Origin of the sequence: Hyphomonas sp. (assembly GCF_041689225.1) — a bacterium.
Lineage (GTDB): Bacteria > Pseudomonadota > Alphaproteobacteria > Caulobacterales > Hyphomonadaceae > Hyphomonas.
In genome coordinates, this window is the sequence record NZ_JBDNGN010000046.1 from 44,246 (window position 1) to 56,137 (window position 11,892).

Sequence of the window (11,892 nt, forward strand, 5' to 3'; positions counted from 1 at the left end):
AAAGAACAAAATAAGAACATATGGATCTCGCAACCCTCAAGGCGAAAGGCATCGTGCGTGCCCAAACGGCGCGTTCGCCCGTGCGCGCCGTCTTTCCTTTTGGCCTTGCCCAGACCGGTGTGCATGAGCTGGCAGAGGCCGCATTCGGCGACATACCGGCGCTGACCGGCTTTGCCCTCGCCGCCCGCGCCGAGGGGCGCGGCGCCAACAGGGCAGGGGCCATTCTCTGGATCACACAGGCGGGGCTCGGCCTGGAACACGGCCTCGTGCCCGATAGCGCCCTGCGGGCTTTCTCTGCCCATCACACACCTCGGCTTGTTGTGCGTCCGGGCAAGCTGGCCGACGCGCTCTGGACCATCGAGGAAGCCATTGCTTCCAGCGCCGTCTCCCTCGTCGTCGCCGAGATATCCGGTGCCGACTTTACCGCCACACGCCGCCTCGCGCTCGCCTCCGGCCGACACGGCGTGCCCGTGGTCCTCCTGATGCCCTATGGACGGGAAGGGGCAACCGCTGCCGAGGCACGCTGGCGCGTCGCCCCCAAGCCCTCCGCCCCCAACCGTTACGATTGCCGCGCCCCCGGCACGCCCCGCTGGCACGCCGTCCTCGAGCGCTCCCGTACCGCCCCGCATCTCGCCGGGCGCAGCTTTGACCTTGAGTGGAACGATGAAACGCTATCTCTCACTATGGTTTCCGGACTGGCCGCTGGACAGGTTACGCCGCCAGCGCCTCCACGCCGCGGGCCGTCCGATGCGTCCGGCATCCGCCGGGCCAGCTGACCCGGCGCCCTTCGTCCTGACGGAAAGCGGGCAGGCGGGCCTTGTCGTTGCGGCTTCCAACCGCACAGCCCTTGGCTTCGGCATCGCGCCCGGCCTGCGCTTCACCGATGCCCGCGCCCGTGCGCCCCAGCTCCTGTCCGAAGAAATCGACCGTGAGGCCGATGCGCGGGGCCTACGGGCCCTCGCAGCCTGGATGGTCCGCTGGACACCGCTGACAGCGCTTGATGGCCTGGATGGCCTGATGCTCGAGACAACCGGCTGCGACCACTTGCATGGCGGCGAGCCAGCGATGGTCGCAGCCCTCTCGCAGCGTCTCACGCGCGCTGGCTATGTGCATAGGATCGGGCTCGCTGGCACACCCGGCGCCGCCTCAGCCCTCGCGCGCGCTGCTGCAAGGGAAGGCGTCCCGGCGCTGCTGCCTGAAGGTGCCGAACGAGACGGCCTCGCTGAACTTTCGGTCGCCGCGCTCCGCCTCTCAAACGAGGCCGTGACCCTGCTGCGCCGTTTCGGTCTCACCCGGATCGGACAGCTCTACGACATTGATCGCAAGGCCCTCGCCCGGCGCTTCCAGTCCCGCGACATGGCCGATGCGGCCTGCCTCCGGCTCGATCAGGCGCTCGGCCTCCGCATAGAACCGCTCCGACCTCTCCAACCACCTCCCGCCCATGCGGCGCGCCTGCCATGTCCCGAGCCCATCGCCAGCAGTGAAGGATTAGAAGAAGGGCTCCGGCAGCTGACAGAGACCCTTTGCGCGGATTTAGCCCAACTCGGCCAGGGCGCGCGCAGCTTTGCCTTCCACGCCTTCAAGTCCGATGGCGAGGTCTCCAGCCTCGCCGTCACTGCCGCCCGGCCGGTGCGGATGCCTGCCCACATCCTGCGCCTGTTCCGCGAAACGCTGGACAGTATCGACCCCGGCTTCGGGATCGATCTCCTCCTTCTCGAAGCGCGCCGCACCGGCCCAATGAGCGTCAGTGCCGTGGCCCTCTCCGGCGACCTCGCCGCCAGCGACACGGACGACGCGGCACTGGCCGCCCTCGCTGACCGGATCGTCGCAAAACTAGGGCCGGGAAGTGTCCAGGTGAACACGCCGCAGGAGAGCCACGCACCGGACCGGGCAGAGCACTGGCACCCCTATGACGGGGCCCTGCCACCCCCGTCCCACACCCCTGCCACCACCGGCCCACGCCCCGTCCGCATGCTCTCCCACCCCGAACGCGTCGACGTCATTGCCGAGGTGCCGGACGGCCCGCCACTGCGCTTTGTCTGGCGCCGTGTCGTGCGGACTGTCTCGCGCGCCGACGGTCCCGAGCGCATCAATCCCGAATGGTGGCGCAGCCTGCCGCCTGTAGGCGGTACTGGGAAAATGCCCCGCGCCCGGGACTATTACCGGGTCGAGGACAATAAGGGCGGGCGCTACTGGCTGTTCCGTGACGGCCTCTATGATGACGACCGTGGCGCCGCGCCTGAATGGTACGTGCAGGGCCTTTTTGCATGAGCCGGTACGCTGAACTTGCCGTCACCACGAATTTCTCCTTTCTCCACGGCGCCTCCCATGCCGGAGAACTGGTGAACCGCGCCCGCGACCTCGGCCTTGCGGCAATAGGCGTTGCAGATCGCAATACGCTTTCCGGTGTCGTACGGGCTCATCTGGCCGCCAAAGCAGCGGGCATGCACCTGCTGATCGGCGCACGCCTTGCCCCGCAGGATGGCCCCGAACTCATCTGCTACCCGACGGACCGCGCCGCCTATGGTCGTCTCTCGCGCCTGCTGTCAGACGGCAAGCTGAAGGCAGAGAAAGGCGACTGCCTGATCACCCTCGCGGAGATTTCCGCCGCCAGCGAAGGTCAGATATTCATAGCGCTTCCGCCAGAGCGTCCGGGTGCGGCTTTCGAGACAACGCTGCAGCATCTGGCCGGGCTTTGGCCGGGCTCTCTCTACCTCGCCGCGCGCTATGCCTTTCAGGGCCGCAACCGCGAGCACCTGGCCCGTCTCGCGAGCCTTGGTGCGCGTTGCGGCATTCCGATGATGGCCATCAATGATGTCATCTATCATACAGCCGCCCGCCGCCCCCTGCAGGACGTCATCACCTGTATCCGCGAGCATTGCACAATCGATACGGCGGGCTTCCGCCTCGAGGCAAACGCCGAACGCCACCTCAAGGCACCGGAAGAAATGGCCCGCCTTTTCAAGGGCTTCGAACCGGCCTTGGCGCGCACGCTGGAAATTGTCGCGCGATGCAATTTCAGTCTCGACGAACTCGCCTATGAATATCCGGATGAACCCGTCCCGCCCGGTTCGACGCCGCAGCACCATCTCGAATACCTGACATGGCAGGGCGCCGAGTGGCGTTACCCGGCGGGAATCCCGGCCCGCATTCGCGCCCAACTGAGCAAGGAACTCGACCTGATTGAAGAGCTTTCCTACGCGCCTTACTTCCTGACTGTGACCGACATCGTCGCCTGGGCCCGCTCGCAGGATATCCTCTGTCAGGGTCGCGGTTCGGCTGCCAATTCTGCCGTCTGTTTCTGCCTTGGCGTCACCAGCGTGGACCCGGCAGAGACCAGCCTCCTGTTCGAACGATTCCTCTCACGCGAACGCAAGGAACCGCCCGACATTGATGTCGACTTCGAGCACGAGCGGCGCGAGGAAGTGATCCAGTATGTCTATCGGCGCTATGGACGCCAGCGCGCCGCCCTGACGGCGACGGTCATCTCCTACCGCCCCCGCTCAGCCGTTCGCGAAGTCTGCAAGGCGCTCGGCCTGACAGAGGATATTTCCACCGCGCTCGCCGGCTGTGTCTGGGGTAGCTGGGGGGATGACATTCCGGCCTCCCAAATCGGGCAGGCGGGCCTTGATCCCGCCAGCCCGATGATCCGCCGCGCCATTGCCCTGACACGCCAGTTGATCGGCTTCCCGCGACACCTGTCCCAGCATGTCGGCGGTTTCGTCCTGACGCGCGGCCCGCTTGTCGAGACGGTTCCGATCGGCAATGCCGCCATGCCGGATCGCACTTTCATCGAATGGGACAAGGACGACATCAATGCCCTCGGCATCCTGAAGGTCGATGTGCTCGCCCTCGGCATGCTGACCTGCATTCGCAAGGCCTTCGACTTTCTCGAGGCTCATAAGGGCCTGCGCTTCAATCTGGCGACCATTCCGGCGGACGACACGGCGACCTATGACATGCTGTGCGAAGGCGACAGCCTTGGCGTGTTCCAGGTCGAAAGCCGGGCCCAGATGAACATGCTGCCGCGTCTCAGGCCACGTACATTCTACGATCTCGTCATTGAGGTCGCCATCGTCCGGCCCGGCCCCATTCAGGGCGATATGGTTCACCCTTACCTGCGGCGCCGGAAGGGGCTGGAAACCGTGCGCTACCCGAGCCCCGCGCCCGAACAGGGGCCACCCGACGAACTTGCCAAGATCCTGCAGCGCACATTGGGCGTGCCGCTGTTCCAGGAGCAGGCCATGCAGATATCCATCGATGCAGCCAAGTTCACGTCCGACGAGGCCAATGGATTGCGCCGCGCCATGGCGACGTTTCGCAAGGTCGGCACGATCCAGAATTATGAAGACATGATGGTGTCGCGGATGATTGCGCGTGGGTATCAGCCGGAGTTTGCGCAACGCTGTTTCGACCAGGTGAAGGGTTTTGGCGAATATGGCTTTCCCGAAAGCCATGCGGCTTCGTTCGCCTTGCTCGTCTATGTCTCGTCCTGGCTGAAATGCCATCATCCGGACGTGTTCTGCGCCGCGCTGCTGAACAGCCAGCCGATGGGCTTCTATGCGCCTGCCCAGATCGTGCGGGATGCGCGTGAGCATGGTGTGGAGGTGCGGCCTGTCGACGTGAATTACTCTGACTGGGACAATGCGCTGGAGCCTCTGGGTGCAAGCGATGGCCTGACCGCCGTGCGACTCGGATTCCGGCAGGTCGATGGCATACGCGAGGACGAGATGGAAGCGCTGATGGGCGCGCGCGGGCAGGGGTTTGATACGCTGGAAGAGGTGCGCCTGCGAACGGGCCTGTCCCGCCGCGCGATGGAATTGCTCGCCGCAGCGGATGCTTTTGGCTCGCTCGGCCTGTCACGACGTGAGGCCCTGTGGGCGGTCAGGGGAGACACCGCAGGAAAGGCGCTGCCCTTGTTCACGGTGGCAGATGCGGCAGAGCAGGGAGCAGACGTTGCGACACATCTGCCCCGGATGCCCGATTCCGAGCAGGTCATTCAGGATTACCAGACGACTCGGCTCTCGCTCAAGGACCATCCTCTGCAGTTTCTGCGCCCGCTCTACAGCTCACGGCGCATCCTGACGACGGCAGAAGCCGTTGGCATGCCGGATGGCCGGCGCGTGGAAACATGTGGGCTGGTGCTCGTGCGCCAGCGCCCGGGTTCGGCCAGCGGGGTCGTGTTCATCACGATCGAGGACGAGTCGGGCATTGCCAACCTCGTTGTCTGGAAACGCGTCATGGAACGCTACCGGCCGATCGTCATGGGCGCGCGCATCCTGTCCGTACGCGGGCGCGTGCAGTCGGCTGACAATGTCACGCACATTGTCGCCGAGCAGCTGATCGACCGCACCGCTGACCTGACATTGTTGTCGGAAGAACACATGTCCGCCCCGTTGAAAGGCGTGCTGTCCAATGCAGATGAAGTGAAGCGGGCGGTACAGGAAGGTCGCGGGGCGGGCGAACATGGCGACATGCATCGTCATCCGCGAAATGTGAGGATCATTCCCCGGAGTCGCGACTTTCACTAGACGGAAGTGGGCGATCATCATCCACAAGGATACGGTTGGCAGCGCCATCCGGATCGTCGAACTGGCCCGACCTCGCGGCCCACAGGAAGGCGAGCAGGCCGATCAGCCCCATACCGAGCGCGATGGGAATGAGGAACAACAGACCAGCCATTACAGACGCTCCGGCATCGTATTCAGGCGCAGCGCATTCAACGACACGAGAATGGACGAAGCCGACATCGCAATGGCCGCGACGAGCGGCGTGGCATGGCCGCTGACGGCGACAGGCACCGCCACCAGGTTATAGGCAGCGGCAAAGGCGAAATTCTGCAACATAACCGCGCGCGCCTGCTTCGCCACCGCGATCAACGGGGGCAGGGCGGCGAGCCCGCCGGAATAGACCGCGTCGCTGGCCGACCGGCTGATGTCCATGGCCCCGCCAGGCGTGACGGACGCATTGGCAAGCGCCAACGCCCCGGCATCGTTCAACCCGTCCCCGATCATCAACACGCGATGACCCGCGGCCTGCAATGCTTCGAGGCGCTCGACCTTGTCGCGTGGAGAAGCCTTGGCTGTCCAGTCGCTGATTCCCAGTTGTCCGGCCACATCGACGACGGTCTCTTCGCGATCACCCGACAGGATTTCCATGCCATACCCGGCCAGCTGTAAGGCCCGGATTGTCTGGGTCGCATCGTCAAGAATATGGTCGTTGAATTGGAACCTGACGGGCGTGTCATTGCCCTCTACGAACCAGAGAGAGCTGCTGGAGGCGACGTCAACGTCGGCGCCAACCCATTCAGCCGATCCGAGCCGGCAGGTGACGCCATCGATCACGCCTTCAAGCCCAAGGCCGGGGAATTCCCGGACATCAGACGCGACGGTCCCAGGACCTGCAGCCTCGACAAGCGCGCGCGACAATGGATGGCGGCTGGCCCGTGCCAGTTTTGCCGCATTGCCGAGAACGTCAGGCGAGACGTGGTCGGCAAGGCGCGGCGTGCCAAATGTCAGCGTGCCTGTCTTGTCGAAGATGATGTAGTCGCATTGCGCCAACCGCTCCAGCGCGTCGCCGGATTTCAGGAATGTGCCTGCGCGAAACAGGCGACCTGACGCGACCACTTGGGTCACAGGTGCGGCAAGCGCCAGCGCGCAAGGGCACGTGATGATCAGCGTTGAGACACCGATCAGCAGGGCCTCATTGGCACTCATGCCCGCCAGGAGCCAGCCAATGAAGGCGAGCAGTGCGGACGTATGGACGAAAGGCACGTACAGCGAGACGGCCCGGTCAGCGATTTTCCGGTAAGTCGAGCGGCGCTGTTCGCCTGCGTCCAGCATGCGCGCAATATCTGACAGAAGGGAATCACTGGCGGCAGCAATCGCGCGTCCCGTCAGCGGCTGGGACAGGTTTACCGTACCCGCCAGCAGGTTCATGCCTTGGGTTGCGGTACGTGGAACGCTCTCCCCGGTCACTAAGCTCTCATCGACTTCGGAGAGGCCTGTTTCCACCTGCATGTCGACTACCGCCTGCTCACCAGGTGCCAGGAGAATGCGGTCGCCCGGCTGGATCTCGCTTGCGCGAACGGAGCGGGCTTCGCCGGTCTCTCCCAATCGTGTGACGCTGCGATGTGCCATCGCCGCCAGATCGCGCGCAGACGTATGCGCTTTCCGGCGGACACGCGCGTCAAGGAAGCGGCCGATCAGGAGGAAGAAAAGCAGCATGACCGACGCGTCGAAATAGGCGTGCTCTCCGCCTCGCAAGGTTTCCGACACACTCACGCAAAACGCGATGATCACGGCGAGCGAAATAGGCACGTCCATATTGGCGTGACCGTGCTTGAGGACGTTCCAGGCTGACCGGAAGAAGACGCGGCCGGCAAATAGGATTGCGGGGAACGCGATCAGGCCGGAGAGGCCATGCAGCATCATCCGGGTCGAGGTGCCCATTTCCCCGTTGCCAGCCCACACCGAAACGGACAGGAGCATGATGTTGGCAGTAGCGAAACCAGCAACGCCCAACGCGATGAGCAGGCTGCGTTCCTCGCGCTGCTCATCCGTAATGCCGTTGCCCTGATCCTGCGGTGCAACGCCATAGCCAAGGGAACTAATCGCCGTGACGATGGGAATGGCGGTGAGCCCGCCACGCCAGGCGACTTCAAGCCCACCTGTCGACAGGTTCAGGCGAGCAGTCTCGACACCCGGGAGCGTTTTCACAGCCGATTCGATCCGACTGATGCATGCGCCGCACTTGGCGCCGCGTATCGTCAGGCTAAGACGGTTCTGTCCGTTGACGCGCCGAACAAAGGCAGAGGGGTCTGGCACGCTCGTCGTTTCGGGCGGCGCGAGACGCGTTGGACATCCGGCAACCAGATTGTTCTCAGCTTGGGTCATTTGACCATGATGACCTTTGACGCCTTGAATCCCGTGTCTGAACGACCGTCAGCGACCTCGGCGTTCAGGGCGACATGCCACGCACCTCTGGTCAGGACAGGCAGCTCGGCACGGTATTCGCCGGACCCGACAGGCAGCATGTCGACAATGATATCGCTGTCCTGTGTCGCGGCGCGTCGCAGCTCCGCAGTGACATTCCGGGACGGCAAGGCCAGCCCGTCCGCGTCAAGAATCCGCGCGACAAGCACATCGCCATCCGGCTCCTCGATCAGGCCGAGTTCCGCTTTCCAGGCCATGCCCTCCTGGTGCTTGAGCGACGCAATCGTCTGGTTGAAGTGGAGCCCCTGCAAATAGGAATGACGTACATCTTCGCCTGGAAATGATGAGAGCGCCGCCCACAGGAAGACGCCGTTCACGACGAACATCAGGCCAAAGAACCCCATCAGCCAAAACAGGACGTGGTGTCCTTTGAGGACTTTTTCATCGGTTTCCAGCGGAGGCGACAGTGTTGGCATCATTTGGCTCCAGCAGTCATGAAGGCGGCGGAACTGGTGTGGCTTTCACCAGTCATGGGATCAAGGACGGTGATATCCAGCGACGACCTGTGCGGCAGCGACGCGCCGGGCGCCGTGACGAGCAGGCGGAACCGATCAACGCCATATTGCTCTAGCGGAAGTTCCATTTCCTGAGTGCCGTCCGGTTTGGACAAGCCGATAATCTCGAATTCCGCGCCCGGCAGCCCGGAAATGGAGACCATCGTGTCGCGGGCCATCGTCGCCTTGTTGACGAGCTTGAGCGTGTAGCCATTCCGAACATCACCGTTGGCCAGCTGGACGAAAGGCGGCGAGCGGTCCTTGAGGACGTTGATTTCGAACGTGGGCTCTTTTGCGAGCCCCACGAGGATCAACGCGCTAATCGCGACCATGAGGACAGCATAAAGCACCGTACGCGTCCGAAGCAGCTTGTAGACCGGATTGCCACCTGCTGCACGTGTCGCCACGGCCAAGTCTGTATCATAGGCAATCAAGCCAGTCGGACGGCCCACGCGCGTCATGATATCATCGCAGGCATCAATGCAGAGCGCGCAATGGATACACTCAAGCTGGGCACCGTCGCGGATGTCGATGCCCATCGGACAGACCTGAACGCACTGCTTGCAGTCGATACAGTCGCCACGGCCTTCAAAACCCTGTTCCTTGCGCAGCGGCCCTCTCGGCTCGCCACGGTCGTAGCGATAAGTGACGTTCAGCGCGTATTCGTCTGTCAGGGCGCCCTGAATGCGGGGCCATGGGCACATATAGGTGCAAACCTGTTCGCGCATCCAGCCGGCAAGGAAATAGGTAGTCAGCGTTAGCATACCCGCGAAGAAGTAAGCCGTTAGCGGCGCCTGCCCGGTAAAGAACGTGCGCGCGATCGTTGGGGCGTCATGCCAGTACAGGATCAGGGCGCCGCCCGTCAGGAACGCGATAATCAGCCAGACAATGTGTTTGCCGATCTTGCGGGCGGCCTTGTTCGGCGACCAGGGCGCTTTGTCCAGCCGCATGCGAGCAGCGCGGTCGCCTTCAAACGCGCGTTCAACCCAGATGTAGAGATCGGTCCACACGGTCTGAGGACACGTATAGCCGCACCAGACGCGCCCGAGCAGTGACGTCACGAGGAACAGACCGAATGTTGCGACGATCAGCAAACCGGCCAGGTAGAATATCTCCTGCGGCCAGATTGTGATGAAGAAAAAATAGAACTTCTCACCTGCAAAATCGGCCAGCACGGCTTGGTCCGGAATGCCTTCGCCGCGCGGCCACCGGATCCACGGCACGATATAGTAGACACCGAGAGTCAGCGCCATCACCACCCATTTGACCATCCTGAACTTGCCATGCGCCAGCTTCGGATAGATCTGCTTTCGACGCTCATAGAGCGACGGCGCAGCGGGCGGCGGGTTCGGGGCCTTGGGAGGGTTTGCGACGTGATCCATGGTCGTGATTATTCGCCACCGCCGAGAGAGTGAACGTAAAGGGCCAGCGCCTTGATCGTCGGGTCGTCCAGACGGCCCTGCCAGGCCGGCATATGAGCATTGCGGGCATTGGCGATAGTCGCCGCAATGTCAGCAGGCTCCCCGCCAAAAATCCACTCGGCATCGGTCAGGTCTGGTGCGCCGATATTGCGGTCACCTTTGGCGTTGGCGCCATGGCAGGTTGCACATTGCAGCGCGAAGATGGTTGAACCCTCAGCTGCTGCAGAGGCATCCGTGTCGCGTCCCGAAAAACTCAGCACATGCTGGACGAGGTCATCGATTTCCGAAGACATCAAAAGCTTGTCGCGGCCAAAGGCCGGCATGGCGGAAAAGCGCGTGGCATCGTCTCCTTCGTGACGGATGCCATGCCGGACGGTCTGCTCGATCCCTTCAAGCGTGCCCGACCAGAGCCATACGTCGTCGGCGAGCATCGGATAACCTTTCGCGCCGCGGCCGCCGGAACCATGGCACGTCGCGCAATTGTCGCCGAAGGCGCTTTCGCCCATTGCCATGGCGAATTGCTGCAAGTTCAGGTCATTCTGGATTTCCGTCAGCGAGGCCGCCATCAGGCGTTGAGAGGCGACACCGCGTTCTGCTTTCATGGTGGCAACCTGTTCGGACACACTTGTTCGGTCGGATTGGCCAAGAAGCCCAGGTGTGTTCGTGCCGCCAAAGCCGGGAAGTGCCGGGATGGCGGGCATGAGAACAATATAGATGAATGCCCATGCGATGGAGATGTACCAGACGATCAGCCACCAGCGCGGAAGCGGATTGTTGAGTTCCTGGATTCCATCCCAGGTATGCCCGGTGGTTTCGACACCGGAGTGTGCATCGATTTCCGTGTGTTGATCACTCATCACCAGGCTCCTTGTCTTCGAGCGGCAGGTAGGCTGCCTCGCGGAATTTCGCCTTGTTCGACGGCCAGAGCGCATAAACTACCGCGACAGCAAACATCCCGACGAACCAGGCCAGGCCCCAGGTTTGCGCAAATTTCGAAAGCATTTCGTGCATGTCAGGCTCCTAGCGGCGGTTGCTGAGGTCATCAGCTTCGTAGGTGGAGAAGTCGACGAGCGTTCCGGTCATCTGAAGATAGGCAACCAAGGCGTCCATCTCGGTGATACGCGACGGATCGCCGTCATAATCCCCGACGATAACGGTACCCTTACGTCCTGCAGCGGCTTCATATCGCGCAACCAACGCATCCTGATTGTCATAATCGGCATTCGGATCCGCCTGGGCGACCAGGTCGGCTTTGGCATTTTCAATCATTTCGTCTGAATAGGGCACGCCTTCAAAACGAAGCGCTTTCAGATGATCTCCAACGTCTTCGAAATGGACCAAGTTGTCTGACAGGAACGCATAGGGCGGCATGACCGATTCCGGCACGACAGAACGTGGGTCCCGGAGGTGATCGACATGCCATTCATCGGAATACTTGCCGCCAAGGCGCGCAAGATCCGGGCCGGTCCGTTTCGAACCCCATTGGAATGGGTGGTCATACATGCTTTCTGCGGCGAGCGAATAGTGGCCGTAGCGCTCAACCTCGTCACGCAGCGGGCGCACCATCTGCGAGTGGCACGTATAGCAGCCTTCCCGGATATAAATGTTTCGTCCGGTCAATTCGAGCGGCGTGTAAGGCCGCATGCCCACAACTTTCTCGATCGTATTCTCGAGATAGAAGAGGGGTGCGATCTCGACGATGCCACCGACGGCGACAACAAGCAGGATGCCGACAGTGAGAAGCAGCGAGTGGCGTTCTATTGCCTGGTGTTTCTGGAACAATCCCATTGTTCAGTTCCTATTCGGCAGGTTGGAGAGTGGCGGCGCGCGCTGGCGCCGGTTCGACAACGCCTGCGGCGGCGCCGTGCCCGAGCGCGGTGCGGACAAGATTGTACGCCATGACGATCGCACCCATCAGGTACATGCCACCGCCAAGTGCACGGATCATGTAGTTGATGTGCTTGGCTTCCACGGTTTCGATGA

General features: G+C 62.7%; 10 protein-coding genes and 1 pseudogene. 3 read left to right on the forward strand and 8 right to left on the reverse strand.

Annotated features, from left to right (window positions below; translation table 11 throughout):
- Window positions 1–20: 20 nt before the first annotated feature.
- Genes ACESNB_RS03885 through ACESNB_RS03895 form a run of 3 tightly spaced genes read left to right on the forward strand, consistent with a single transcriptional unit; the run spans window position 21 to window position 5,531 of the window.
- On the forward strand, window positions 21–776 hold the full coding sequence (locus ACESNB_RS03885) for an ImuA family protein (RefSeq protein WP_373004115.1): 756 nt from the start codon (window positions 21–23) through the stop codon (window positions 774–776).
- Window positions 748–2,271 (forward strand): DNA polymerase Y family protein, encoded by a 1,524-nt coding sequence (locus tag ACESNB_RS03890; RefSeq protein ID WP_373004118.1) that lies wholly within the window; start codon window positions 748–750, stop codon window positions 2,269–2,271. Before ACESNB_RS03885 ends, ACESNB_RS03890 begins: the two co-directional genes overlap by 29 nt.
- A complete protein-coding gene (locus ACESNB_RS03895) occupies window positions 2,268–5,531 on the forward strand; it encodes an error-prone DNA polymerase (protein ID WP_373004121.1) in 3,264 nt (1,087 codons plus the stop codon). The genes ACESNB_RS03890 and ACESNB_RS03895 overlap by 4 nt, the downstream gene beginning before the upstream one ends.
- On the opposite strand, the gene ccoS is transcribed toward ACESNB_RS03895, so the two are convergent.
- The 8 genes and pseudogenes from ccoS to ACESNB_RS03935 form a co-directional block, all read right to left on the reverse strand.
- Window positions 5,503–5,682, reverse strand: coding sequence for a cbb3-type cytochrome oxidase assembly protein CcoS (ccoS, locus tag ACESNB_RS03900; protein ID WP_373004124.1), 180 nt, complete (start codon window positions 5,680–5,682; stop codon window positions 5,503–5,505). The two genes, ACESNB_RS03895 and ccoS, sit on opposite strands and share 29 nt — an antisense overlap.
- Complete coding sequence (locus ACESNB_RS03905) at window positions 5,682–7,895, reverse strand: heavy metal translocating P-type ATPase (protein ID WP_373004126.1); 2,214 nt, start codon at window positions 7,893–7,895, stop codon at window positions 5,682–5,684. Before ACESNB_RS03905 ends, ccoS begins: the two co-directional genes overlap by 1 nt.
- Window positions 7,892–8,413 (reverse strand): FixH family protein, encoded by a 522-nt coding sequence (locus ACESNB_RS03910; RefSeq protein ID WP_373004129.1) that lies wholly within the window; start codon window positions 8,411–8,413, stop codon window positions 7,892–7,894. Before ACESNB_RS03910 ends, ACESNB_RS03905 begins: the two co-directional genes overlap by 4 nt.
- Window positions 8,410–9,870 (reverse strand): cytochrome c oxidase accessory protein CcoG, encoded by a 1,461-nt coding sequence (gene ccoG / locus ACESNB_RS03915; RefSeq protein ID WP_373004132.1) that lies wholly within the window; start codon window positions 9,868–9,870, stop codon window positions 8,410–8,412. Before ccoG ends, ACESNB_RS03910 begins: the two co-directional genes overlap by 4 nt.
- An 8-nt stretch (window positions 9,871–9,878) precedes the next feature.
- Window positions 9,879–10,766, reverse strand: a complete 888-nt coding sequence (gene ccoP, locus ACESNB_RS03920) for a cytochrome-c oxidase, cbb3-type subunit III (protein ID WP_373004135.1) — start codon at window positions 10,764–10,766, stop codon at window positions 9,879–9,881.
- Window positions 10,759–10,920 (reverse strand): cbb3-type cytochrome c oxidase subunit 3, encoded by a 162-nt coding sequence (locus ACESNB_RS03925; RefSeq protein WP_373004138.1) that lies wholly within the window; start codon window positions 10,918–10,920, stop codon window positions 10,759–10,761. The genes ccoP and ACESNB_RS03925 overlap by 8 nt, the downstream gene beginning before the upstream one ends.
- A gap of 9 nt (window positions 10,921–10,929) precedes the next feature.
- Window positions 10,930–11,697, reverse strand: a complete 768-nt coding sequence (ccoO, locus tag ACESNB_RS03930) for a cytochrome-c oxidase, cbb3-type subunit II (protein ID WP_373004142.1) — start codon at window positions 11,695–11,697, stop codon at window positions 10,930–10,932.
- Window positions 11,698–11,707: 10 nt separating this feature from the next.
- A pseudogene (locus ACESNB_RS03935) lies at window positions 11,708–11,892 on the reverse strand (cytochrome-c oxidase, cbb3-type subunit I); the annotation flags it as partial.